Here is a 24608-nt window from a genome sequence, read left to right as displayed (position 1 = left end):
TATCAGGCCGTCTGAAAAATCTTTTGGTTTGATTTCGCTATATAATTTCGGTTTTAGCGACGAGGCGGCAACCATGACCGAGCAAACTGTTTTGGCACTCATTACCTGCCAAACCTATCCCGAACCATCGGACAACCTGAAAACATTGGCGGCATGCTTGGAAAGCATGGGCGTGAAAACCGTATTTGATGCGTGGCAAAACCATCCGTCCGCGCCGTTTTTACTGCCTTTGTGCGCATGGGATTATGCCGCCGAACCCGAAGCCTTCCGCCAATGGCTGGAGCATGCCGGGCAGGCAGGGCAGCGTTTTATCAATCTGCCCGAGCTGATGGCTTGGAATATGGAAAAGACTTATTTGTGCGATTTGGCGGCGCGCGGCGCGCAAGTGATTCCTAGCGTGTTCGTTCCGCCGCAAAAAGCCGAATTGTCCGACATCCTGAACCAACAAGGATGGACGGACGCGGTCATCAAGCCCGCATTCGGGCAGAGCGGCAAAGGCGTGGTCAAAGTTTGTGCGGAGGAATTGGACGTGAACATGGCGGATTATCCGCAAGGTATGATTGTTCAACCTTATATCCGCGAAATCGAAACAGCAGGCGAAACCTCGCTGGTGTTTTTCAACGGCATATTCAGCCATGCCGTGCGCCGTCAGCCGCCGCAAGGCGAATGGCGCGCCAACTCGGTCTATGGCGTGTCGGTGTTCGGTATTGAGCCGCCCGAGTTTGCCGTCCGTGCCGCGCAAGACGTACTGGCCGCTTTACCGCAAATGCCGGTTTACGCCCGAGTGGATGGTACATTGGTCGGTGACACCTTTCTGCTCAATGAATTGGAACTCATCGAACCCGCCCTGTATTTGCACACCAGCGAAGGCGCAACGGAACGCTTTGCCCGAGTGTTGGCGCAGTTGCTTGGGCAACATTCATCAACCTGATTTTATCAATATAATTAACAAGCCTCAGGCCGTCTGAAAACCATCTTTCAGACGGCCTTAGGCTTTTTTAAAACAAGATTTGCGTGTTTGTATTTTTCAATAATGTGCCATTTGTCGATTGTGTCATTTTAATTGTTGCAGTCTTAATTGATGGTTGATTAACTTTCATTTGGCATTTTATCTCGGCCGCAGCCTTTATTTTTAGCGGATTGTAAACAATCTGGCCGGTCTAAATAGATATTTTTTTAGGGTAAAACCTCAAAAATCTTTTTAAAAAGAAAGATATTGTCTTATTGAATATTCTGTGCTGAAATTACATGACACTACAAAAAGTAGTGCATAAAAAATAAAACAGACAAAGGAGAAAGCCATGCAATTGTTTTTAGACAATCTCAAAGCCTTTTTCGAAACCATCAGCGGCTGGGTCTGGGGACCTATTATGTTGATGCTGCTGGTCGGTACGGGCATTTTGCTGACCGTTTTGCTGAAAGGCTTGCAGTTCACCATGTTGGGTTATGCGCTGAAACAGGCGTTTGTGCCGTCAAAGAAGCATGAAAACGGCGAAGACCACGAAGGCGATATTTCCCATTTTGCGGCGTTGATGACCGCGCTGTCTGCCACCATCGGTACGGGTAACATTGCCGGTGTGGCAACTGCGGTGGTAACCGGCGGCCCGGGCGCGGTATTTTGGATGTGGATGACCGCCATTTTCGGCATGGCCACCAAATACGGCGAGGGCGTGTTGGCGGTGAAATACCGCGTCACCAATTCCAAAGGCGAAATGTCCGGCGGCCCGATGTATTACATCGAAAAAGGCTTGGGCAAAAACTGGAAATGGATGGCCGTTGCGTTTGCGCTGTTCGGTACCTTCGCTTCCTTCGGTATCGGCAGCTCGGTGCAGTCCAACTCGGTTGCGCAGGCAGTACAAACCAGCTTCGGTGTTGAACCTGCCTACACCGGCGTGATATTGACCGTATTAACGGCCATTGTACTTTTGGGTGGCATTAAGGGCATTGCCAAAGCCGCATCTTTTATCGTACCTGCCATGGCAGTGTTTTATGTAGTAGGCGGTATTGCCATTATCGTGATTAATTCCGATGTGCTGATGCCCGCCGTCAAACTGATTTTCTCCGATGCGTTTAGCGCGCAAGCCGTGGCAGGCGGCGCCATCGGTACGGTCATCCGTTACGGCGTGGCACGCGGCGTGTTCTCCAACGAGGCGGGTATGGGTTCTGCGCCGATTGCCGCCGCCGCCGCGAAAACCGACCACCCCGTCCGTCAGGCTTTGGTTTCCATGACCGGTACGTTTTTGGACACCATCGTTGTCTGCTCGATTACCGGTATCGTGTTGGTCATGGGTCTGCTCGGTGCAGGCGGCGAGTTTGTGAAACCTGAATTGAGCGGCGCGGCGCTGACAACCGTCACTTTCCAAAAAATGCTGCCCGGCATCGGCGGCTGGATTGTGACCATCGGCCTGATTTTCTTTGCCTACTCAACCATTCTCGGCTGGTGTTATTACGGCGAGAAATGCGCGGTTTATGTATTCGGCGAGAAGTTTGCCGGTTTGTACCGTGTCGGTTATGTTTCTTCAGTTATGCTGGGAACCGTGTTGAGCCTTGATTTGGTGTGGCTGGCTTCGGACACATTTAACGGCTTGATGGCATTGCCCAACCTGATTGCGCTTTTGTTGATGGCGAAAGTCATCGTCAATGAAACGCGCGACTTCAAACAAAAAATCAAAAACGGCGAATTGCCGCATTAATGTCCAAGGCCGTCTGAACCTGAACATTCAGACGGCCCGATGGATATCAGTTTGTTTTGAAAAAAGTCAGAGGAGGAGAAAAATGAAAGTGCTTGTTTTAGGTGCTGGTGTTGCCGGCGTATCTTCCGCGTGGTATCTGGCAGAAGCAGGACATGAAGTAACGGTCATCGACCGCGCCGAGGGCGTGGCGATGGAAACCAGTTTTGCCAATGCAGGCCAGCTTTCTTACGGCTATACCACGCCTTGGGCTGCTCCCGGTATCCCGACCAAAGCACTGAAATGGCTGTTTAAAAGCCATCCGCCTTTGCTGTTTCGCCCTGACGGCAGCCTGTATCAAATTGAATGGCTGTGGCAGATGCTGCAAAACTGCACGGCAGCGCGCTATCAAATCAACAAAGAGCGCATGGTCAGGATTTCCGAATACAGCCGTGAAATGTTCCGCCGTTTTGAAGCTCAAACCGGCATGAATTTTGAAGGGCGCAAAAAAGGCACTTTGCAGATTTTCCGCCAAGCCAAAGAAGTCGAAGCGGCAGAACAAGACATTGCCGTTTTGGAACGTTACGGCGTACCGTACCGCCGTCTGAAACCCGAAGAATGTGCAGAGTTTGAGCCTGCGCTGGCGCTCGTTACCGCCAAAATTGCCGGCGGCCTGCACCTGCCCGCAGACGCGACCGGCGACTGCCATCTCTTCACTGAAAACCTATACAAATTGTGTCAGGAAAAGGGCGTACAGTTCCACTTCAACCAAACCATCCGCCGCATCGAACACAACGGACAGCGCATCAGCGCAGTCGAAACCGAAAAAGAACGGTTTGAAGCAGATGCCTTCGTCTGCGCGCTCGGCTGCTTCAGCAGAACGGTTTTGGCGCAGTTGGATCTCAATCTGCCGATTTATCCCGTCAAAGGCTATTCCTTGACCCTGCCGGTCACAAATTCAGACGGCGCACCGGTGTCCACCGTTTTGGATGAAAGCTACAAAGTTGCCATCACGCGCTTTGACAACAGAATCCGCGTCGGCGGCATGGCAGAATTGTCGGGCTACGAAATCAAACTGTCCGAAAAACGCCGCGAAACGCTGGCTTTGGTCGTCAACGATTTGTTCCCCGAGGGCGGCGATTTGAGCCAAGCATTGTTCTGGAGCGGCCTCCGACCGATGACGCCCGACAGCACACCGCTAATCGGGCGCACCCGTTTTGAAAACCTATTCTTGAATACCGGCCACGGTACTTTGGGCTGGACCATGTCGCTGGGTTCGGCAAAATTGACCGCCGATATCGTGAGCGGCAAAGACACCGAAATCCGCAGCGACGATTTGAGCCTGTCGCGCTATCAGGCTTAAGCTGGAAAGCGATAAAGTTTAGTGACATTTCAAACTTAAGGGTCGTCTGAAAACCATTTTTCAGACGGCCTTTTGTTTCAAAATCCGTGTATCCAATCAATAAAATAAATAATAACTATTATCATGTGCATTAAAAAGTGTTAGTCTGAACCTGTCCCGGCTTTTAGCGCAGGTTTTCTCATGCCCGATTTTTCGATGTCCAATTTGGCCGTTGCCTTTTCCATCACGTTGGCTGCCGGTTTGTTTACCGTATTAGGCAGCGGCTTGGTGATGTTTTCCAAAACGCCCAATCCGCGCGTGTTGTCGTTTGGTTTGGCATTTGCCGGCGGTGCGATGGTGTATGTTTCCCTGACGGAGATTTTCAGTAAATCCAGCGAGGCGTTCGCTGAAATTTATGATAAAGACCACGCGTTTGCGGCGGCGACCATGGCATTTTTGGCTGGGATGGGCGGCATCGCGTTGATTGACCGCCTGGTGCCGAACCCGCATGAAACCTTAGACGCGCAAGACCCATCGTTTCAAGAAAGCAAACGCCGCCATATCGCGCGAGTCGCCATGATGGCGGCGTTTGCGATTACTGCGCACAATTTCCCCGAAGGCTTGGCGACGTTTTTTGCCACCTTGGAAAATCCGGCGGTCGGGATGCCTTTGGCCTTGGCGATTGCCATCCATAATATTCCGGAGGGCATTTCCATCGCCGCGCCGGTTTATTTTGCCACCCGAAGCCGTAAGAAAACGGTATGGGCGTGCCTGCTATCCGGCCTGGCCGAGCCTTTGGGTGCGGCTTTGGGCTATTTGGTTTTGCAGCCGTTTCTATCGCCTGCCGTGTTTGGTTCGGTATTCGGCGTGATAGCCGGTGTGATGGTGTTTTTGGCGTTGGACGAGCTGTTGCCGGCCGCCAAACGCTATTCAGACGGCCACGAAACCGTTTACGGCCTGACAACGGGTATGGCGGTGATTGCCGTCAGCCTGGTATTGTTCCGTTTTTAAAACCCGTATGCCAAAGGCCGTCTGAAATGATTCAGACGGCCTTTTTGCGTTATAATCCGCACATCAAAAATAACCTTAATTTCACAAAGTTCCATCATGTTAGACAAATACAATCCAGCCGAAATCGAATCCAAACATTATCAAAACTGGGAAGAGCAGGGCTATTTCCAGCCTGATATGGATTTGACGAAACCGTCTTTCTCCATCCAACTGCCGCCGCCCAACGTAACCGGTACGCTGCACATGGGCCATGCCTTCAACCAAACCATCATGGACGGCCTGACCCGTTACTACCGCATGAAAGGCTGCAACACCGCCTGGATTCCGGGCACAGACCACGCGGGCATCGCCACGCAAATCGTGGTCGAGCGTCAGCTTGCCGCGCAAAATGTGTCCCGTCATGACTTGGGGCGCGAAAAATTCTTGGAAAAAGTGTGGGAATGGAAAGAAGTTTCCGGCGGCACGATTACCCAACAAATGCGCCGCGTGGGCTGCTCTGCCGACTGGACGCGCGAGTATTTCACGATGGACGACGTGCGCGCCGAAACCGTGACTGAAGTGTTTGTGCGCCTGTTTGAGCAAGGCTTGATTTACCGCGGCAAACGCTTGGTGAACTGGGATCCCGTGCTTGGCACGGCAGTATCGGATTTGGAAGTGGAAAGCGTGGAAGAACAAGGCTCTATGTGGCACATCCGCTATCCGCTGGCCGATAATCCCGCCGAAGCCGTTATCGTCGCGACCACCCGCCCCGAAACGCTGCTGGGCGACGTGGCCGTTGCCGTCAATCCTGAAGACGAACGTTATACCCATTTGATTGGCAAGGAATTAATCCTGCCGCTGACCGGCCGCACCATTCCGGTTATCGCCGACGAATACGTTGAAAAAGACTTCGGTACCGGCTGCGTGAAAATCACGCCTGCGCACGACTTTAACGACTACGAAGTCGGCAAACGCCACGACACGCGCTTGGTTAACGTGTTCGATTTGGAAGCCAAAGTGCTGGCTAACGCCGAAGTGTTCAACTTCAAAGGCGAAGCGCAACCAGGCTTTGCCCTGCCTGAAAAATACGCAGGCTTAGACCGCTTTGCCGCACGCAAACAAATGGTTGCCGATTTGCAAGAACAAGGTTTCTTGGTCGAAATCAAACCGCACACGCTAATGACGCCGAAAGGCGACCGTACCGGTTCAGTGATTGAACCGATGCTGACCAGCCAATGGTTTGTCGCCATGTCCGCCACGCCAAACGGCGGCGAGCCTGACAGCGAATTCAAAGGCTTGAGCCTCGCCGACAAAGCCAAAAAAGCCGTCGACAGCGGCGCGGTACGCTTTATCCCCGAAAACTGGGTCAACACCTACAACCAATGGATGAACAACATCCAAGACTGGTGCATCTCGCGCCAACTATGGTGGGGCCATCAAATCCCTGCGTGGTACGACAACGAAGGCAATGTGTATGTCGCCCGCAATCAGGAAGAAGCCGAAAAACAAGCCGGCAAAACAGGCTTGACCCGCGAAGAAGACGTATTGGATACATGGTTCTCCTCCGCTCTCGTGCCGTTCTCCACGCTCGGCTGGCCGTCTGAAACCGACGAACTCAAAGCCTTCCTGCCGTCCAACGTCTTGGTCACCGGCTACGAAATCATCTTCTTCTGGGTGGCGCGCATGATTATGATGACCACCCACTTCACCGGCAAAGTACCGTTTAAAGACGTGTACATCCACGGCATCGTGCGCGACCACGAAGGCAAAAAAATGTCCAAATCCGAAGGAAACGTCATCGACCCTGTGGATTTGATCGACGGTATCGACTTGGAAAAACTGCTGGTGAAACGTACCACCGGCCTGCGCAAACCCGAAACCGCGCCGAAAGTGGAAGAAGCAACCAAAAAACTCTTCCCTGAAGGCATTCCGAGCATGGGTGCGGACGCATTGCGCTTCACCATGGCGAGCTACGCCAGCTTGGGTCGCAGCGTGAACTTCGACTTCAAACGCGCCGAAGGCTACCGCAACTTCTGCAATAAATTGTGGAACGCCACCAACTTCGTGTTGATGAACACCGAAGACAAAGACTGCGGTCAAGACGAAATGCAGCCGTTGGCGTTTACCTTCGCCGACCAATGGATTATCGGCAAACTGCAACAAGCCGAAGCCGCCGTTGCCGAAGCCTTTGAAACCTACCGCTTCGACCTTGCTGCGCAAACGCTGTACGAATTTGTGTGGAACGAATATTGCGACTGGTACATCGAGCTGGCAAAAGTGCAAATCCAAACCGGCTGCCCGACAACCCAGCGCACCACACGCCGCACCCTTGTGCGCGTACTCGAAACCATCCTGCGCCTGTTGCACCCAATCATGCCGTTCATTACCGAAGAGCTGTGGCAGGTCGTTGCGCCTCTGGCGAATGCCAAAACCGCCGACAGCATCATGTTGGCCGCCTATCCGCAAGCCGATAAAGAACAAATCGTTCAGACGGCCTTCGACAAAATGGCCGCATTGAAAGACTTGGTGGAAGAAGTGCGCAAACTGCGCGGTGAAATGGGTATCGCGCCAAACGTCAAAGCACCGCTCTTTGTCGAAGGCAGTGCAGAACTCGAAGGCCTGCTCAAATACCTGCCGTCGCTGACCCGACTGACCGAAGCCAAGCTGGTGGACAGCCTGCCCGAAGCGGAAGACGCCCCCGTCGCCGTCTGCAACGGCGCGCGCCTGATGTTGAAAGTCGAAATCGACAAAGCCGCCGAAACCGCCCGTTTGAGCAAAGAAGCCGAGAAGCTGCAAAAAGCCTTGGACAAACTCAATGCCAAACTCTCCAAACCCGGCTACACCGAAAAAGCCCCGGCGCATTTGGTGGAAAAAGACAAAGCCGATTTGGCGGAATTGGAAGACAAAATGGCGAAAGTTCAAACTCAGTTGGCGAAGTTGAAAGACTGATTTTGATTTAAACAAGGCCGTCTGAAAACCTGAAACCAGGGTTTTCAGACGGCCTCATTAAAAGGAAATCAAATGATGGGCTTCATCGTGCCTATATTGTTCATCGTCGCCATCGTCGTACTTCATATTTATACCTGCTTTACCGAAGCCGCCCACCTCAACAAATGGCGGCCGTGGTTGATTATTCTACTGTTGATTTTGACCGGCACTTGGTTTATCTACTTCGTCAGTCGTACCGCACTGATGAAGTTGGGTGTCCAGCTGGTGCTGATTGCCGGTCTCGTGATTTATATTTCTTGAACGTCCGCCTGCAGTAAAATACTCGCAAAGGCCGTCTGAAAATGCAGCTTCAATGTCGTTGCAACTTTTCAGACGGCCTCTTTTAAGAAAGGAAATAGATGAAACTCTTTATTCTGCCGGTGCTTTTATCCGCAACAACCGCCCTGGCTTCTCCAATTGTCGGTACATGGCATTGCGTTGGCTCTGATGAAAACATTCACAGTGATACAAAAGTCGAATATCTTCAGGACGGCAGTTTCCGTGGCGACGCTAAGCTCAAAGTGGACGATGACGGCAATGTCTTGGCATACCATGTTGTCGGTGGGGGTAAATGGCGTTTTGCGAACAATGCCTTAACTCAAAGCCAAATCAAATACAGTGAAGTTTCACGACTCCACAGCCCTGAAACATTGGCATGGTTGGAAGAATCAGAAGACGGCCAATTCTTGGAAAGCATGATATACACCGGATTGGTCGCGCAGATGGACAAGCCTGGTGAAGATGAAGTGTATCAACTGGATAAAACAGGCAAATTGGTGGCTGAAGACGGGACTTCCCGTGAAGTATGTACGAAAGTGAAGTAAAAAGTGCTTGTAGATCAGATGGGTTTGTCTGATTGATGGCTAGATAACAAAGGCCGTCTGAAACTTAAATTTCAGACGGCCTTTTTCTTTTTCTCAACCCATCAGATTCAATCAAACCAAACGATCTGACTTTCATCCACGCTGATGCGGATTTCCTGTCCGGTTTGCGGTTTATCTGCATTGTGGTCGGCGTGGGGATACCAAATCAAATCGCCGTATTGCGGATGGGCGAGGGTGAGGCGTATGCCTTCGGCGAGGGGGGCGGCTTCGCTGATGCGGACGGCTGTGCCGTTCGGGTCGAATCGGATGGCGTGTTGGGGGATGTAGCGTGTGTCGCCGGTGTTGGCCAAACCGAGTAGCAGGGCGGCTTGGGCGTTGACGGGGCGGCGGATAAGGGTTTCCGGCGTGCCGTGTTGGAGGATGCGGCCTTCGTGCATGATGGCGATGGTGTCGACCATGGTGCAGGCTTCCTCGGCGGAGTGGGTCACGAGGATGGCGGGGATGTTTTGACTGCGGATGCGTTCGGCGGTCAGGGTGCGCAGGTGGCGGCGCAGGTGGGTGTCGAGGCTGGAGAAGGCTTCGTCCAAGAGCAACAGCGACGGGCGCGTGATGAGGGCGCGTGCGAGGGCGAGGCGTTGCTGTTCGCCGCCGGAGAGGCTTTCGGGTTTGCGTTGCGCTTCGTGTTCCAAACCGATGTCGCGCAAGGCCTGCATGGATTGTTCTTCGATTTCGGCTTTGGGCAGGCGGCGCATTTTGAGGCCGAAACCGACGTTGTCGAGGGCGGTTAAATGCGGCAAAAGGGCGTAGTCTTGAAACATCAGCGAGATATTGCGCTTTTCAGACGGCATGTCGGTGATGTTGTCGCCGTTGAGCCAGACTTCGCCGCTATCGGGACGCACCAGGCCGACGATGGTTTTGAGCAGGGTGGATTTGCCGCAGCCGGAGCGGCCGAGTACGGCGAGGATTTCGCCTGCTTCGACGTTTAGATTAATGTCTTGGGCAACGGTTTTGCTGCCGAAGCGTTTGTTGATGTTTTTGAGTTGCAACATGGTTTCAGACGGCCTTTAAAAATGGGGTCGGCAACGGATGCTGTCGAGCCATGCGGACAGCGGATGTTTGGGATCGATCAGGCCGTATCGACGGCAGGCTTCGATCGTAACCAGCTGGGCATCGTGCATCATGTGTCCGCCCAACATGGCATCAAGCAGGGTGGGGATGTCCATCAGTTCAAAACCGGCGACTTCGCCGTCTTGGTTGGCGGGTTGGAAGCCTTCGGGCAGGATGATGTCGAAGATATACAGAATTTCGTTGTGGACACCGCGATTAACGGGGCGCAAACTATATATTTGGGCAGTCGGTCGGATATGGTGGGTTAACGAAGCGGGAATGCCTGCTTCTTCTTCACCTTCGCGACAGACAGCTTCAGACGGCCTCTCGCCGCTACTGATGCCGCCTCCGGTCAGGTTGTCGAGTTTGTTTGGATCAACGGCTTTGTGCGGACTGCGGCGGCCTATCCAAAAGCGCAAACCGTCTTCTGTTTCGACCAATCCGTTCAAATGCACTGCCTGACTCATCAGGCCGAACGGGCGGAAGGCGGCGCGTTCGAGTGCGCATAAAGGCTTGCCCGACTGGTCGCAGATGTCGAACTTTTCACCGCGCCAACCTTTGAGCCAACCGCAATCGCGCCACTGTTGCGCCAGCGTTTGCAAACTGTCGCCCATTTCTGCCCAGCTGTCGGTTTCCAAATTCAGGCCGTCTGAAAGGGTCGACTGCCTGCCTGTCCAATCTTGCCCGAGGCGTTCGCGCCATAACGGGTTCAGACGGCCTAAAGGCAGGCCGTTGAGATACAGAATGCACCAATCGTCGGATGCGCCATAGCTTGTTTGCGCCCAATCCCACAATGCGTCGTGGACATCGGACGCGAATACCTGTTCAAAACGGAAAGACTGAGACATGGCGCATCCTCCAAAAGAACTAAAGATACGTCGATTTTAGCCGTTTACGGCGAATTTGCAAAACAACCGCACTACCCGAAAACCGCTATAATAGAGTAAACCATCCGAAACGAGCACATCATGAGCGAATTGAGCGAAATCCTCGCCTATAACCAACATTTCGTCGAAACGGGCGAATACGAAAAATACTTTACCAACAAATACCCCGGCCGCGAGCTGGCCATCCTTTCCTGCATGGACGCACGCATTATCGAGCTGCTGCCCAATGCGTTGGGCTTGAAAAACGGTGACGCCAAGCTCATCAAAAACGCCGGTGCGCTGGTGACCCATCCTTGGGGTTCGGTGATGCGCAGTTTGTTGGTGGCCGTATTTGAACTCAAAGTCAAAGAAATCATGGTCATTGCCCACCACGACTGCGGTATGCGCGGATTACACGCCGAAGAGTTCCTCCAACGCGTACACGACAGCAATATCCCCGACGACCGCATCGAAACCCTGCGCAATGCCGGTATCGATTTGGACGGCTGGCTGACCGGTTTTGACAACGTCGAAGACAGCGTGCGCCATACCGTCGAGCTGATTCGCAAACATCCGCTGATGCCCGACAACATCGCCATCCACGGCCTGGTCATCCACCCGACTACAGGCAAGCTCAACCTGATTGTTGACGGCAGCCTGCCTGCTTCAGACGGCCAAAACATCTAACGCAGACACCACCACGAAATGAAAAACATCGGATTATTCGGTGGCACGTTTGACCCCATCCACAACGGCCACCTCCACATCGCCCGCGCCTTCGCCGACGAAATCGGTTTGGACCTTGTCGTCTTTCTGCCGGCAGGCGACCCGTACCACAAAGACAGCACGCGCACGCCGGCGCAAGAGCGCCTCAATATGGTTGAACTCGCCATCGCCGACGAGCCGAAATTTGCCGCCAGCGACTGCGATATCGTCCGCGACGGCGCAACTTATACGTTTGACACCGTCCAAATCTTCCGCCAGCAGTTTCCCGGTGCGCAACTGTGGTGGCTGATGGGCAGCGACAGCCTGATGCAACTGCACACATGGAAAAAATGGCAAACCCTCGTGCGCCAGACCCATATCGCCATCGCCATGCGACAGGGCGACAACCTCAACAAAACCCCGCGCGAATTGCACGCATGGCTCGGCGAAGCCCTGCAAAACGGCAGCGTCCGCATCCTCAACGCGCCGCTGCACAACACCAGCTCCACCCAAATCCGCGCCGATCTCGCCAAAACCCACCATTCAGACGGCCTGCCGCAACCCGTCGCCCAATACATCCGACAACACAAACTCTATGAAAAATAGCGTTTATTCAGGCAGATAAGCTATAATGCCGTCTGAAAACATTTCAACTAGGAAAATAATGAACGAACAAGAATTGCAAGACCTGCAAAAAATGGTCGAAGTGGCCGTAAACGCCCTCGAAGACATCAAAGCCAAAGACATCTCTGTTTTGGAAACCCAAGACAAAACCTCCCTGTTCGCCCGCATGATTATTGCCAGCGGCGACAGCACACGCCAAGTCAAAGCACTGGCCAACAACGTTGCCGTCGATTTAAAAGAAGCCGGTTTCGAAATCCTCAGCACCGAAGGCGACAGCGGCGAATGGACGCTTGTCGACGCAGGCGACCTCGTTGTCCACGTCATGCTCCCTGCCGTGCGCGACTTCTACGACATCGACACCTTGTGGGGCGGAGAAAAACCGAGTTTCCACGCCGGTATGCAAAAACCTTGGCACGCCGCCGACTAAAACGGTTTATCCATACAAAGGCCGTCTGAAACTTGAAAGCAAGCAAGTTTCAGACGGCCTTTTGCTATAATTCCATTCTTTTCACATTATTTAATTCATTGCACCATCATGCCGCAACCCGATTTCGCCCAAACCCTCTCCAAAGACCGCCATTTCCTGCAATCCGCCTTTAAAAATCCCAAAAAATACGGCGGCTTGGCCAAGGTTGAAGAAAAATACAAAAAATCGCACGACCTCTATCTGCAACGCCTGTCCAAACTGCCCAAGCCCGAATTTGACAACACACTGCCCGTTCACGAAAAACTCGACGAAATCAAAAAAGCCATTGCCGAGAATCAGGTAACAATTATTTGCGGTGAAACCGGTTCGGGCAAAACCACGCAGCTGCCCAAGATTTGTTTGGAACTCGGGCGCGGGGCGGCAGGATTGATCGGGCATACCCAGCCGCGCCGTTTGGCCGCGCGTTCCGTAGCAGAGCGGATTGCCGAAGAGCTGAAATCCGAAATCGGCAGCGCGGTCGGCTATAAAGTACGCTTTACCGACCACACCTCGCGCGATGCCTGCGTCAAGCTGATGACCGACGGCATCCTGCTGGCGGAAACGCAGACCGACCGTTATCTCGCCGCCTACGACACGATTATCATCGACGAAGCGCACGAACGCAGCCTGAATATCGACTTCCTCTTGGGCTATTTGAAACAACTGCTGCCGCGCCGCCCCGATTTGAAAGTCATCATCACCTCGGCAACGATAGACGCAGAACGCTTTTCCCAACACTTTAACGGCGCGCCTGTGCTGGAAGTAAGCGGACGGACGTATCCTGTTGAAATCCTCTACCGACCGCTGACCAGCAAAGACGAAGATGATGCAGAAGTCGAGCTGACCGATGCGATTGTCGATGCAGCCGACGAATTGGCGCGACACGGAGAAGGCGATATTTTGGTGTTCCTGCCGGGCGAGCGCGAAATCCGCGAAGCCGCAGAAGCCCTACGCAAATCCACGCTGCGCCGCAACGACGAAATCCTGCCCCTATTCGCACGCCTGTCGCACGCCGAACAGCACAAAATCTTCCACCCCACAGGCGCAAAACGCCGCATCGTACTGGCAACCAACGTCGCCGAAACCTCGCTCACCGTGCCGGGCATCAAATACGTCATCGACACCGGCCTCGCGCGCGTCAAACGCTATTCTGCGCGGGCAAAAGTGGAGCAGCTTCATGTCGAAAAAATCTCCCAAGCCGCCGCCCGCCAACGCTCCGGCCGCTGCGGCCGCGTCTCCGCAGGCGTGTGTATCCGACTGTTTTCAGAAGAAGATTTCAACAGCCGCCCCGAATTTACCGACCCCGAAATCGTCCGCAGCAACCTCGCCGCCGTCATCCTGCGCATGGCATCGCTGAACCTGGGCGATGTGGCAGCATTCCCGTTTTTAGAAATGCCCGATTCGCGGTATATCAATGACGGTTTTCAAGTGTTGCTGGAATTGGGGGCGGTGGAGGCCGTCTGAAAACAGGCGGCCTGACAATAAAAAGCAGTCTGCACAGGCTGTCATTTTCAACTTGATAAAGGAAATACCCATGTCTTTGAACACAGCACAAAAACAAAAAATACTGGATGCTGCCAAACAATGGTTTCGCGACCGTATCGCGCAAAACCACATCAAAAATACCGAAAAACTGACTGACCCGAAACAGTTCAACATCAACCCTTTTTTAACGGTTTATCTTGCCAATTTTCTGACGGGCAATTCCAGCCCAGAAAGTATTGCTAAAGCATTACTGTTCCCACGCGTTTTGGGTACATCCATCAATACGTCGTTCGGGCAGAATATGCAGAGTTTCATTTCCGCTATTCAAAATGCCGTCGGTAGCACCGCCAGCGGTATGGATATCGAATTTACTGACCAAACTGACGGGCGCAAAAAATACTGCCAGCTTAAAGCTGGGCCTAACACCATCAATGCCGACGATGTGGAAACCATTGCCGGGCATTTCAAATCGGTACGCAATCTGTCGCGTACCAACCATCTGAAAATCCCTAACGACGACATGATTGTCGGCGTACTTTACGGCGAACCGGAAGATTTGAGCAGCCATTACCGCCGCATTACCGAGCAATACGACTACGATGTCGTCATCGGCAAAGATTTGTGGCACAGGCTGACGGGCGATGAAGGTTTTTATCACGAACTCATCAACGCCATCGGTTCGGTTGCGGTGGAGGCCGATTTCAGCAAGGATTTCGACCGCATTATCAAAACACTTGCCTCCAGCGAAACCGTGCAAAATTTAAGTAACCATGAATAATGTTTGACGACTCTAGCATTTCAGGTTAGATTATGCTGCGATTAATAACCATAACTAAGGTTTAGACAAATTATGCAAAGTCCCGAACACTACACCATCGCTCAAGTTGCAGATATATTAAGCGTTTCCAAAGAAACCCTGCGCCGTTGGGACAAAAACGGCACGCTTGTCCCGCAACGCCAAACTGACAACAACTACCGCCTGTACAGCCGCGAACAGCTCGAAGTATTTGAGGAAGCACGCCTGCTATTTGACAGCCGCTGGCAGGAAGAAGCCGCCATCCGACCGAACCGCCCGTACAAACTGTTGGAACTGTTTGCGGGCGCGGGCGGTTTGGCAATCGGCATGGAACAGGCAGGTTTCGAGTCCGTATTACTCAACGAAATCGATGCGGCAGCCTGTAAAACCCTGCGGAAAAACCGTCCAAATTGGAATGTTGTAGAAGGCGATATTGCCAAACTGGACTTTACCCCCTACCGCGACCAAATCGACATCCTATCGGGTGGCTTTCCGTGTCAAGCGTTTTCCTATGCAGGTAAAAAATTAGGCTTTGAAGACACGCGCGGCACACTATTTTTCGAGTTTGCCCGTGCCGTGAAAGAAACCAATCCCAAAGTGTTTGTAGCCGAAAACGTGCGCGGACTGCTGGCGCATGACGAAGGGCGCACACTGACGGCCATTACCGATATTATCGGCGAACTCGGCTATGAGCTCGTGCCGCCCCGCGTACTTAAAGCCATGTTTTATAAAGTACCGCAAAAACGTGAAAGACTGTTTTTAATTGGTATCCGTAAAGATTTGGCAGACAAAGTCGAGTTCCACTGGCCATCGCCCTACCACCGCATCCTGACCCTGCAAGATGCACTGAAAGCGGGCGAACTTTACAAAGACGACGTACCGCAATCGCCAGGGCAAAAATACCCACAGCGTAAGGCGGAAATTATGGCGCAAGTACCCGCAGGCGGTTATTGGAAAGACCTTCCCGACGCATTGCAGCGCGAATACATGCAGAAAAGCTATTTTCTCGGCGGCGGCAAAACCGGCATGGCGCGGCGGCTGGCATGGGACGAACCCAGTCTGACATTGACCTGCGCCCCTGCACAAAAACAGACCGAACGCTGCCACCCCGAAGAAACCCGCCCGTTGACTGTGCGCGAATACGCCCGCATCCAAACCTTCCCTGATGAGTGGCAGTTTGAAGGTTCACTTGGTGCGCAATACAAACAAATCGGCAACGCCGTCCCCATCAACCTGGCTTATGCTATCGGACGCTCATTAGTTCGCCTGTTGAACGATATTGAAACAAAACTTATCAAGCAGAAAGCCGCATAAACCGACAATTTTCAGGCAGGCGGGCTTCAGCCTGCCTTTTTAATCAAACCGTTTCAAACGAATAGCACGGGCTACCTGAAAGGTCGTCTGAAAACACAAAAAAGCAGCCTGCACTTTTCAGGCAGCCTGCCAATTGTATAATCACATTTAAAACAATAATATGCAAGAAATCCAACCTCTTTCAGACAGCCTGAAAACCGCCACTTCCAACACCCCCCCGCTACCGCCTGACCCGCCTCGGCGAACAAATGGCGCGCCTGCCCATCGACCCGAAAATCGCACGCATTTTGTTGGTATTATTCCATTTTTAGAAATGCCCGATTCACGGTATATCAATGACGGTTTTCAGGTATTGCTGGAATTGGGGGCGGTGGAGGCCGTCTGAAAATAAAATCTTTCTTAATCAAATAGCAGGCCATGTTTCATTTTCAGACGGCCTAAATCATTGAGAAACTAAAAACTATTGAAAAGGGAATATTGGGTTTTAAAACCCAATCGGTAAATTTTTTATTGTGAAATTATTAATGATGAAAAAATCTTTCCTCACGCTTGTTCTGTATTCGTCTCTACTTACTGCTAGCGAAATTGCCTATCGCTTTGTATTCGGAATTGAAACCTTACCGGCGGCGAAAATTGCGGAAACGTTTGCGCTGACATTTGTGATTGCTGCGCTGTATCTGTTTGCGCGTTATAAGGTGACGCGGTTGTTGATTGCGCTGTTTTTTGCGTTCAGTATTATTGCCAACAATGTGCATTATGCGGTTTATCAAAGCTGGATGACGGGCATTAATTATTGGCTGATGCTGAAAGAGGTTACCGAAGTTGGCAGCGCGGGCGCGGCGATGTTGGATAAGTTGTGGCTGCCTGTGTTGTGGGGCGTGTTGGAAGTCGTGCTGTTTTGCAGCCTTGCCAAGTTCCGCCGTAAGACGCATTTTGCTGCCGATATTTTGTTTATTGCGGCGATGTTGCTGATTTTTGGACGTTCATTCAGTACGACGCAGGAACACGGTATTTCGCCCAAACCGACATACAGCCGCGTCAAAGCCAATTATTTCAGCTTCGGCTATTTTGTCGGGCGCGTGTTGCCATATCAGTTGTTTGATTTAAGCAAGATTCCTGTGTTCAAACAGCCTGCACCAAGCAAAATCGGGCAGGGCAGTGTTCAAAATATCATCCTGATTATGGGCGAAAGTGAAAGCGCGACGCATTTGAAACTGTTTGGTTACGGACGCGAAACTTCGCCATTTTTGACCCAGCTGTCGCAAGCCAAATTTAAGCCGATTGTGAAACAAAGCTATTCCGCCGCTTTGATGACGGCTGTGTCCCTGCCCAGCTTTTTCAATGCGATACCGCATGCCAACGGCTATGAGCAAATCAGCAGCGGCGATACCAATATGTTCCGCCTCGCCAAAGAGCAGGGCTATGAAACGTATTTTTACAGCGCGCAGGCTGAAAACGAGATGGCAATTTTGAACTTAATCGGTAAGAAATGGATAGACCATCTGATTCAGCCGACGCAACTCGGCTACGGCAACGGCGACAATATGCCCGATGAGAAACTGCTACCTCTGTTCGACAAAATCAATTTGCAGCAGGGCAAGCATTTTATTGTGTTGCACCAACGCGGTTCGCACGTCCCATACGGCGCATTGTTGCAGCCTCAAGATAAAGTATTCGGCGAAGCCAATATTGTGGATAAGTACGACAACACCATCCACAAAACCGACCAAATGATTCAAACCGTATTCGAGCAGCTGCAAAAGCAGCCTGACGGCAACTGGCTGTTTGCCTATACCTCCGATCATGGCCAGTATGTGCGCAAAGATACCTACAATCAAGGCACGGTGCAGCCCGACAGCTATCTCGTGCCACTGGTGTTGTACAGCCCGGATAAGGCCGTGCAGCAGGCTGCCAACCAGGCTTTTGCACCTTGTGAGATTGCCTTCCATCAGCAGCTTTCAACGTTCCTGATTCACACGCTGGGCTACGATATGCCGGCTTCAGGTTGTCGCGAAGGCTCGGTAACGGGCAATCTGATTACAGGCGATGCGGGCAGCTTGAACATTCGCGACGGCAAGGCGGAATATGTTTATCCGCAATAAGCGGCGTGAAAACCAATAAAGACAAATTTAGATGATGTCGGGGAAGATGCCCGACCGACAAGACTATGCAAAATATGAAGAACCAAGTACGCGGATCAGGCATGGATGCACGATCCAATCCAGTCAATGTTTCAGACGGCCTGCAAAATAGTTCGGGCCATATCGGTGCCAACACGCGCTACCGCCTGACCAAACTCGGCGAACAAATGGCGCGCCTGCCCATCGACCCGAAAATTGCGCGCATTTTGCTGGCGGCGAAGAAACACGACTGCATGGCAGAAATATTGGTGATTGCGTCCGCGCTGTCGATTCAAGACCCGCGCGAGCGGCCGCTGGAAGCACGCGATGCTGCGGCTAAGGCGCACGAACGCTTTACCGACAAGCAATCCGACTTCCTTGCCTATCTGAATATTTGGGACAGTTTTCAGCGTGAGCGCGACAAAGGTTTGTCTAACAAGCAGCTGGTGCAGTGGTGCCGCCAATATTTCCTGTCGCACCTGCGTATGCGCGAATGGCGCGAGCTGCACCACCAGCTTGCCCAAACCGCGATTGAAATGGGTTTGACCACCAAAGAAGCCGCGTTTAGACAACCTCCTTCCCAAGAACAATTAAGGCCGTCTGAAAACCAAGGCGACCAAGATTTGGCGGCTAAACTCAAACAAAAACAACTGGACAAGAAACAACACCGCGCCCAAATCCGTGCCGCCAAAGAAGCCGGCTACGAACAAATCCACCGCGCCCTGCTGACCGGCCTTATCGCCAACGTCGGCATGAAATCGCCCGATGGCAACGACTACACCGGCGCGCGCGGCAGCCGCTTCCACCTTTTCCCGGCATCAGCCCTGTTCAAAGCCAAGCCCAAATGGGTGATGGCGGCAGAATTGGTTGAAACCACGCGCCTTTACGCGCGAGACGTCGCCGTTATCCAGCCCGAATGGATAGAGCAGGAAGCGCCGCACCTCGTCCGCTATCATTATTTCGAGCCGCACTGGGAACAAAAACGCGGCGAAGTCGTCGCCAGCGAACGCGTTACGCTTTACGGCCTGACCGTATTGCCGCGCCGCCCCGTGTCTTACGGCAAAGTTGCCCCCGAAGAAGCGCGCGAAATCTTTATCCGCGGCGCATTGGTGGCGCAGGAAAGCAATCTTCAGACGGCCTTTTTTGCCCACAATAAAAAGCTGATTAAAGAAATTACCGAACTCGAACACAAATCGCGCAAGCAAGACGTATTGGTTGATGACGAAGCCCTGTTTGCGTTTTATAACGAACGCCTGCCCGAGCTGGTGTGGAAAGACGCGAAAGGCAGCATTTGGGGAAGCGAAGAGGGCGGACAAACCCAGTCGGACAAGACGGCCGATCAAAACGGACAAGCAAACCAGCGCAACGCAGGGCGTGTGGCGCAAGCCGCGCACGCAGATTCCAAAGATGAGAACAACCGCGAGCGTGAACCGAGTTCACATACCCGACAAAATGTTTCAGACGACCCCAAATCCCAAAAGCAGCCAGCATCTCAAAAAGGCCGTCTGAAACCTTTGCCCCTTGCCGATATTCGCACCTTTGAAGCCTGGCTCAAAACCGCCGAACGCGACAATCCGCGCCTGTTGTTCCTCAGTCGCGACGATTTGATGCAACACGCCGCCGCGCACATTACCGAAGAGCAGTTCCCCAAATTCTGGCAAACCGCAGACGGCAAGTTCAAACTTTCCTACCGCTTCGAGCCGCACCATCCTCTCGACGGCGTGACCATGACCGTGCCGCTGACCGTCCTCAACCGTTTGCACGCGCCGTCGCTCGAATGGCTGGTGCCCGGTATGTTGCGCGAAAAAATCCAGCTGCTGATTAAAGCCCTGCCGAAGCAAATCCGCCGCATTTGCGTGCCCGTACCCGATTTCATCACCAAATTCCTCGAAAGCAATCCCGACCGCCAAGCGGCCATCATTCCCCAGTTGGCGCACTTTATCGCCAAAAGCGCCGGCGATATGCGGATTCTCGAGCAAATCGACCAAGACGCATGGGCGGCGCAAGAATTGCCCGAACACTGCTATCTGAATCTGCGCATTATCGACGACGGCGGACAAGAGCTTGCCGGCGGCCGCAAACTGCACGAATTGCAACAACAACTTGGCCAAGCCGCCGCCGTTACCTTCCGCGACAACACCCAAGAATTCGAGCGCGACAACGTTACCGCATGGGACATCGGCACCCTGCCCGAATCCATCAAATTCGCACGCGGCAAACAACAGCTTACCGGCTACCTCGGCCTGCAAAAAGAAAAAGACGGCCGCATCGCCCTGCGCCTGTTTGACACCACCGAAGCCGCCGAACAGGCACACCGTCAAGGCGTAATCGAATTGATGAAGCTGCAATTAAAAGAGCAGGTAAAAGATTTGAACAAAGGCATCCAAGGCTTTACCCAAGCCGCCATGCTGCTCAAACACATCAACGCCGACACCCTGCGCGACGACCTCACCCAAGCCGTCTGCGACCGCGCCTTTATCGGCGAAGACGAGCTACCGCGCAACGAAAAAGCCTTCAAAGAACAAATCAAACGCGCCCGCAGCCGCCTGCCCGCCGTCAAAGAAGCCCTCAGCCGCTACTTGCAGGAAACCGCAGCCGCCTACGCCGAACTCAACGGCAAACTCGGCAAACACCCGCTCACCCACCTCCTAAGACTACGCCTGCAAACCCTGCTTGCCCCCGGCTTCGCCAGCCATACCCCATGGACACAATGGCCGCGCCTCCCCATCTACCTCAAAGCCATGACCCTGCGCCTCGAAAAATACAGCGGCAACCCCGCCCGCGATGCAGCCCGCGAAGCCGACATACAGGAATTGGAACAAATGTGGCAGGAAAAAACCGACGGCTTGGTGAAACAAGGACAACCCGTTTCAGACAACCTCGCCGCGTTTAAATGGATGATTGAGGAATTGAGAGTGTCGCTGTTCGCGCAGGAATTGAAGACACCGTATCCGGTGTCGGTGAAGAGGTTGTTAAAGGTATGGGAGGGATTGAGCAACATATAATAAAAGGTCGTTTGAAAATTTTCAAACGACCTTGGGATTTTTAGTAAATACCTTGTGTTTTTAAATAATCCATCAATTCAAAATGATGTCGAATTGACAATCTTTTTAAAGTTCCTAATGAGAATGAGTAATTAGCAGAGTCGTAATACCGAACTAACTCTTGGCAAGCCGTAGACCATTGGAGTATATCTTGCCTATTCATAATGGTTGTATAAATATCCTCTAATAGTTCTTCTTTTTGAATTGAAGTTTCTTCTTTATATTCACGAGGGTCTGACAAACAATGTTGAATCCATATTACCCCTTGTTGTCTAGGGAAAGTCAAATGAAAAGCTGTAGTATATGGCTGAGAACCCCCATCAGCATAATAATCACCAATAGTACTAAAATTTGCAAACCCTTGCATACCTTGCTGAGTAAAGTTCAAATGGCGATCAGAAAAAAGTTCAATAATATTATATTGGTAGTCAAAATTTCTATTTAATCTATTAAAACAATCCTCCAAAATAACTCTATTTTGAATAAATTGATTTATATATGAATCACTAACCCTATTTCTGTAAAAAATATTTCCAATAATATGAGGCATATTATTAATGATATTTGCATCTATATTTAATTCGCCATTATGAATTAAAACAAAACGAGAATTTGGAAATATATTCCTCCAATATTCAATTTCTGTAATATCTGTACCGTTTGTTATTATTATTCCAAATATTATGGATGGTTGTTCTTCTGCCAATCGAGAAGCTTGCTGAATAATCAATTGATTATTATTAGCTAAGTCTCCAATTGTTGGATTCAGAATATAGATTAAATTCCCTCTGTAATCATCATTAATAATCTCGTTAACACATGTCAATAATTCTGTAATATTCAGTCTAACAGGTTCTAAAATTATAGAAATTTGTGAGTTTTGGATTTTCCTAGCAGAATCTCGGATTGCTAATAATTCATTACGCTTAGCTCGCAAGTAACAGTAATACATCTACTTCCCTTTCTTTTCAGTTAAGATTACAACAGACGAACGTTCGATCTAAATAATTATATTATTCAGATTATAGAGAATTTTTCCCATTTTATTATTACTGGGTCGCATATTTAAAATTAATGCTAACAATGAATAAGGCAAACTCCTAACAAATTCTTTTTCTTGTTGATTTAAGGACCGTTGCCGGAGTATTTTAACAAAATGATGATGAGCATCTATTATAGACATTGATTCAAATAAACTTATACAATCTTGTTTTACTTTTTTAGGAGATTTTGATGGTTCATAATCAAATAAGTCCTTCATCATTCTTAACATTTCTGAGTGTCTTAAACTAGATAGCATTGCTTTATAAGATAACTCTTCAAAATTGGAATTTGCTTCTCTAATAGTACGAAGGCTATTTCTTGATGTCAATTCAAGAATACCAATTTCTGAAGGTATTTTATTCTGAAGCAAATTAATTTTTGACTCAACAGTTACAATATATATTTTCTCAAAAATTTTTCTATAATCAGATAGTTGACTTTCAATTCTATCAAAATTATCTAATTCTGTTTTTATTTCATAAGCAGTTGATGTACCATTAAATATAGCAATATCACATATTGAATTTAATACATGAAACTCATTAATATAAGTTACATTAGATAACTTATGACGGCTCTTTACTAATTTATGAGCAATATTATTTTTAAAAACATATTCATTTCTATAACTTTTTTCTATTATTCTATACAATAAATCAAAAGCTTGTGATAAATTTAATCCATCCAGCTCAACTCTAATTTCAGAATTATTTAGCAGCTTTTCCCAAATTGAATGGTTAGATTTGAATACTATATCTTCAAAAACAGATTTTCGAAAAACCTGGCTAATTAAAAATGTTAAATTATTGTTTTGTTTCATGATTATTCTAAGAGTTAAAATAGCTTGATTATTGTGTTATTCACCGAATTTAATATATTTTAATTAATATCTGCTAAGCGAGCAATTAGATAATCAATATGGTTATTATAACAAAATATAGGTTACCAGTATGGCGTGAGTTACATTCATTTTAAAAAAGAACTACATGCACTTATATTATGCCACATACTATCTAAACACCAAAGTACCCCATAGTTTATCCTAAATTACCTGTGAATCATACTCATCCCCCACAGGTCGTCTGAACCCCATTTTCAGACGACCTTTTGCCACTTCGCAAAACAAGGATTCCCTCTACCCTCTCCCCAAACGTCGCCCGAACCAGTAAACTCCCCATGTTTCAATAACTTCTTGGAAGCAAGCTGTAGCCTACATCAAACCGCGTGCGTGCCTTAAGGCACACACCCTACCTATGAGTCATAAAGAGTTTGAAATTGATACGTAGGGTATGTGCGGTACGCACGCACGCGGTCTTTTTAAAAAATGTTCTTCCCAATCAAACCAAAGGCCGTCTGAAAGTATTTCCCAACTTTCAGACGGCCTTTTTTATATTCATATTTCTGTTTATTTTTCCAACCGTGCAATCAGTTCGTCGGCCAAGTCAAGATAAGCTTGGGTGCCTTTGGCGTGGGCGTCGTAGGCGAGGGCGGGGAGGCCGTGGCTGGGGGCTTCGGCTAGGCGGATGTTGCGGGGGATGACGGTATCGAAGAGCAGGTTGCCGAAGTGTTGTTTGAGCTGTTCGCTGACTTCGACGACGAGGCGGCTGCGGCTGTCGTACATGGTGCGGACGATTCCGGTTACGTCGAGGTCGGGATTGATGGCTTGGCGGATTTTGCGGACGGTGGCCACGAGGTCAGAGATGCCTTCGAGGGCGTAGTATTCGCAAAGCATTGGGACGATGACGCCGTTGGCGGCGACAAGGCCGTTGAGGGTGAGCAGGGTCAGGGACGGGGGGCAGTCGATGAGGACGTAGTCGTAGTCGTCGGCAACGAGCTGCAGGGCGTTTTTGAGGCGGATTTCGCGTGCGATTTCTTGGACGAGTTCGACTTCTGCGCCGGCCAGTGTGCGGTTGGCACCCAATACGTCGTAGCCGCCTTCTTTGCTGCGGACGACGGCGTTGGGGATGTCGGTTTCGCCGAGGACAACTTGGTAAACGCCGTTTTCGATGGTGGCTTTGTTGATGCCGCTGCCTGTGGTGGCGTTGCCTTGGGGGTCGAGGTCGACGACGAGGACGCGGCGGCCTTTGGAGGCCAGGGAGGCGGCTAGGTTGACGGTGGTGGTGGTTTTGCCGACTCCGCCTTTTTGGTTGGCGACGGCGAGGATTTGTGCGCTCATGTGCTTTGCTGTCGTGTTAAGTGTGGATGGCTGGATTGTACCGTTATT

The 24608-nt window shown here is 50.8% G+C and carries 21 protein-coding genes; 16 read left to right on the top strand and 5 right to left on the bottom strand.

Annotation, left to right across the window (positions count from 1 at the left end):
* Nucleotides 1–73 precede the first annotated feature (73 nt).
* From ACTHTY_RS10100 to ACTHTY_RS10070, 7 genes are all read left to right on the top strand, one after another.
* Nucleotides 74–931, top strand: a complete 858-nt coding sequence (locus ACTHTY_RS10100; protein WP_440367498.1) for an ATP-grasp domain-containing protein — start codon at nucleotides 74–76, stop codon at nucleotides 929–931.
* A gap of 370 nt (nucleotides 932–1301) precedes the next feature.
* Complete coding sequence (locus ACTHTY_RS10095; protein WP_070695183.1) at nucleotides 1302–2693, top strand: alanine/glycine:cation symporter family protein; 1392 nt, start codon at nucleotides 1302–1304, stop codon at nucleotides 2691–2693.
* An 82-nt stretch (nucleotides 2694–2775) separates the two neighbouring features.
* On the top strand, nucleotides 2776–4032 hold the full coding sequence (locus tag ACTHTY_RS10090; RefSeq protein WP_440367497.1) for a D-amino acid dehydrogenase: 1257 nt from the start codon (nucleotides 2776–2778) through the stop codon (nucleotides 4030–4032).
* 180 nt (nucleotides 4033–4212) lie between these two features.
* Entirely contained in the window at nucleotides 4213–5022 is an 810-nt protein-coding gene (gene zupT, locus ACTHTY_RS10085; protein ID WP_440367495.1) for a zinc transporter ZupT, read from the top strand.
* 96 nt (nucleotides 5023–5118) lie between these two features.
* Nucleotides 5119–7950 (top strand): valine--tRNA ligase, encoded by a 2832-nt coding sequence (locus tag ACTHTY_RS10080; protein WP_440367494.1) that lies wholly within the window; start codon nucleotides 5119–5121, stop codon nucleotides 7948–7950.
* Between the two features lie 72 nt (nucleotides 7951–8022).
* The gene (locus tag ACTHTY_RS10075) at nucleotides 8023–8250 is read left to right on the top strand and encodes an enterochelin ABC transporter (protein ID WP_440367492.1); all 228 of its coding nucleotides are present in this window, start codon (nucleotides 8023–8025) and stop codon (nucleotides 8248–8250) included.
* Nucleotides 8251–8348: 98 nt separating this feature from the next.
* Nucleotides 8349–8813, top strand: coding sequence for a hypothetical protein (locus ACTHTY_RS10070; protein WP_440367491.1), 465 nt, complete (start codon nucleotides 8349–8351; stop codon nucleotides 8811–8813).
* Between the two features lie 107 nt (nucleotides 8814–8920).
* Here ACTHTY_RS10070 and ACTHTY_RS10065 read toward each other — a convergent pair whose 3' ends face one another.
* Together ACTHTY_RS10065 and ACTHTY_RS10060 are read right to left on the bottom strand one after the other, a co-directional pair.
* Entirely contained in the window at nucleotides 8921–9862 is a 942-nt protein-coding gene (locus ACTHTY_RS10065; RefSeq protein ID WP_440367489.1) for an ABC transporter ATP-binding protein, read from the bottom strand.
* 15 nt (nucleotides 9863–9877) lie between these two features.
* The gene (locus tag ACTHTY_RS10060; RefSeq protein WP_440367487.1) at nucleotides 9878–10768 is read right to left on the bottom strand and encodes an NUDIX domain-containing protein; all 891 of its coding nucleotides are present in this window, start codon (nucleotides 10766–10768) and stop codon (nucleotides 9878–9880) included.
* 120 nt (nucleotides 10769–10888) lie between these two features.
* On the opposite strand from ACTHTY_RS10060, the gene ACTHTY_RS10055 reads away from it, so the two are divergent.
* The 9 genes from ACTHTY_RS10055 to ACTHTY_RS10015 all read left to right on the top strand — a co-directional run bounded on the left by ACTHTY_RS10055 (nucleotide 10889) and on the right by ACTHTY_RS10015 (nucleotide 21301).
* Entirely contained in the window at nucleotides 10889–11473 is a 585-nt protein-coding gene (locus ACTHTY_RS10055; protein WP_049322449.1) for a beta-class carbonic anhydrase, read from the top strand.
* Nucleotides 11474–11491: 18 nt separating this feature from the next.
* Nucleotides 11492–12097: a nicotinate-nucleotide adenylyltransferase gene (gene nadD / locus ACTHTY_RS10050; RefSeq protein ID WP_003684732.1), complete on the top strand. Its 606-nt coding sequence runs from the start codon at nucleotides 11492–11494 to the stop codon at nucleotides 12095–12097.
* Between the two features lie 58 nt (nucleotides 12098–12155).
* The gene (rsfS, locus tag ACTHTY_RS10045; RefSeq protein ID WP_002246503.1) at nucleotides 12156–12542 is read left to right on the top strand and encodes a ribosome silencing factor; all 387 of its coding nucleotides are present in this window, start codon (nucleotides 12156–12158) and stop codon (nucleotides 12540–12542) included.
* Nucleotides 12543–12650: 108 nt separating this feature from the next.
* Nucleotides 12651–14045 carry an ATP-dependent RNA helicase HrpA gene (gene hrpA / locus ACTHTY_RS10040; RefSeq protein ID WP_440367485.1) on the top strand — a complete coding sequence of 465 codons (1395 nt, stop codon included), beginning with the start codon at nucleotides 12651–12653 and terminating at the stop codon, nucleotides 14043–14045.
* A gap of 70 nt (nucleotides 14046–14115) precedes the next feature.
* Nucleotides 14116–14844: a PmeII family type II restriction endonuclease gene (locus tag ACTHTY_RS10035; protein WP_070822986.1), complete on the top strand. Its 729-nt coding sequence runs from the start codon at nucleotides 14116–14118 to the stop codon at nucleotides 14842–14844.
* 72 nt (nucleotides 14845–14916) lie between these two features.
* Nucleotides 14917–16176 (top strand): DNA (cytosine-5-)-methyltransferase, encoded by a 1260-nt coding sequence (gene dcm / locus ACTHTY_RS10030; RefSeq protein WP_070822989.1) that lies wholly within the window; start codon nucleotides 14917–14919, stop codon nucleotides 16174–16176.
* 160 nt (nucleotides 16177–16336) lie between these two features.
* Nucleotides 16337–16561 carry a hypothetical protein gene (locus ACTHTY_RS10025; RefSeq protein WP_349267275.1) on the top strand — a complete coding sequence of 75 codons (225 nt, stop codon included), beginning with the start codon at nucleotides 16337–16339 and terminating at the stop codon, nucleotides 16559–16561.
* Between the two features lie 139 nt (nucleotides 16562–16700).
* Nucleotides 16701–18278 carry a lipooligosaccharide phosphoethanolamine transferase gene (lpt3, locus tag ACTHTY_RS10020; protein WP_440367482.1) on the top strand — a complete coding sequence of 526 codons (1578 nt, stop codon included), beginning with the start codon at nucleotides 16701–16703 and terminating at the stop codon, nucleotides 18276–18278.
* Between the two features lie 65 nt (nucleotides 18279–18343).
* On the top strand, nucleotides 18344–21301 hold the full coding sequence (locus tag ACTHTY_RS10015) for a DUF3418 domain-containing protein (RefSeq protein ID WP_440367480.1): 2958 nt from the start codon (nucleotides 18344–18346) through the stop codon (nucleotides 21299–21301).
* Nucleotides 21302–21341: 40 nt separating this feature from the next.
* On the opposite strand, the gene ACTHTY_RS10010 is transcribed toward ACTHTY_RS10015, so the two are convergent.
* The 3 genes from ACTHTY_RS10010 to ACTHTY_RS10000 all read right to left on the bottom strand — a co-directional run bounded on the left by ACTHTY_RS10010 (nucleotide 21342) and on the right by ACTHTY_RS10000 (nucleotide 24560).
* On the bottom strand, nucleotides 21342–22292 hold the full coding sequence (locus tag ACTHTY_RS10010; RefSeq protein WP_107810681.1) for a sce7725 family protein: 951 nt from the start codon (nucleotides 22290–22292) through the stop codon (nucleotides 21342–21344).
* A 48-nt stretch (nucleotides 22293–22340) separates the two neighbouring features.
* Nucleotides 22341–23204: a sce7726 family protein gene (locus ACTHTY_RS10005; protein ID WP_107810680.1), complete on the bottom strand. Its 864-nt coding sequence runs from the start codon at nucleotides 23202–23204 to the stop codon at nucleotides 22341–22343.
* A gap of 585 nt (nucleotides 23205–23789) precedes the next feature.
* A complete protein-coding gene (locus tag ACTHTY_RS10000) occupies nucleotides 23790–24560 on the bottom strand; it encodes a ParA family protein (protein WP_049336841.1) in 771 nt (256 codons plus the stop codon).
* Between the last annotated feature and the right edge of the window lie 48 nt (nucleotides 24561–24608).

This window comes from Neisseria sp. P0019.S002, from assembly GCF_051957155.1.
In the GTDB taxonomy this organism is placed as follows: Bacteria; Pseudomonadota; Gammaproteobacteria; order Burkholderiales; family Neisseriaceae; genus Neisseria; species Neisseria perflava.
This window is presented reverse-complemented; position numbering and strand designations above follow the sequence as displayed.

Coding starts and splice junctions, on each gene's coding strand:
- hrpA (WP_440367485.1), top strand. CDS start 12,651: ATGCCGCAACCCGATTTCGCCCAAACCCTCTCCAAAGACCGCCATTTC.
- ACTHTY_RS10005 (WP_107810680.1), bottom strand. CDS start 23,204: ATGAAACAAAACAATAATTTAACATTTTTAATTAGCCAGGTTTTTCGA.
- ACTHTY_RS10010 (WP_107810681.1), bottom strand. CDS start 22,292: ATGTATTACTGTTACTTGCGAGCTAAGCGTAATGAATTATTAGCAATC.
- ACTHTY_RS10100 (WP_440367498.1), top strand. CDS start 74: ATGACCGAGCAAACTGTTTTGGCACTCATTACCTGCCAAACCTATCCC.
- ACTHTY_RS10080 (WP_440367494.1), top strand. CDS start 5,119: ATGTTAGACAAATACAATCCAGCCGAAATCGAATCCAAACATTATCAA.
- ACTHTY_RS10025 (WP_349267275.1), top strand. CDS start 16,337: ATGCAAGAAATCCAACCTCTTTCAGACAGCCTGAAAACCGCCACTTCC.
- ACTHTY_RS10095 (WP_070695183.1), top strand. CDS start 1,302: ATGCAATTGTTTTTAGACAATCTCAAAGCCTTTTTCGAAACCATCAGC.
- rsfS (WP_002246503.1), top strand. CDS start 12,156: ATGAACGAACAAGAATTGCAAGACCTGCAAAAAATGGTCGAAGTGGCC.
- ACTHTY_RS10000 (WP_049336841.1), bottom strand. CDS start 24,560: ATGAGCGCACAAATCCTCGCCGTCGCCAACCAAAAAGGCGGAGTCGGC.
- nadD (WP_003684732.1), top strand. CDS start 11,492: ATGAAAAACATCGGATTATTCGGTGGCACGTTTGACCCCATCCACAAC.
- ACTHTY_RS10060 (WP_440367487.1), bottom strand. CDS start 10,768: ATGTCTCAGTCTTTCCGTTTTGAACAGGTATTCGCGTCCGATGTCCAC.
- dcm (WP_070822989.1), top strand. CDS start 14,917: ATGCAAAGTCCCGAACACTACACCATCGCTCAAGTTGCAGATATATTA.
- ACTHTY_RS10090 (WP_440367497.1), top strand. CDS start 2,776: ATGAAAGTGCTTGTTTTAGGTGCTGGTGTTGCCGGCGTATCTTCCGCG.
- ACTHTY_RS10070 (WP_440367491.1), top strand. CDS start 8,349: ATGAAACTCTTTATTCTGCCGGTGCTTTTATCCGCAACAACCGCCCTG.
- lpt3 (WP_440367482.1), top strand. CDS start 16,701: ATGATGAAAAAATCTTTCCTCACGCTTGTTCTGTATTCGTCTCTACTT.
- ACTHTY_RS10015 (WP_440367480.1), top strand. CDS start 18,344: ATGCAAAATATGAAGAACCAAGTACGCGGATCAGGCATGGATGCACGA.
- ACTHTY_RS10065 (WP_440367489.1), bottom strand. CDS start 9,862: ATGTTGCAACTCAAAAACATCAACAAACGCTTCGGCAGCAAAACCGTT.
- ACTHTY_RS10055 (WP_049322449.1), top strand. CDS start 10,889: ATGAGCGAATTGAGCGAAATCCTCGCCTATAACCAACATTTCGTCGAA.
- zupT (WP_440367495.1), top strand. CDS start 4,213: ATGCCCGATTTTTCGATGTCCAATTTGGCCGTTGCCTTTTCCATCACG.
- ACTHTY_RS10075 (WP_440367492.1), top strand. CDS start 8,023: ATGATGGGCTTCATCGTGCCTATATTGTTCATCGTCGCCATCGTCGTA.
- ACTHTY_RS10035 (WP_070822986.1), top strand. CDS start 14,116: ATGTCTTTGAACACAGCACAAAAACAAAAAATACTGGATGCTGCCAAA.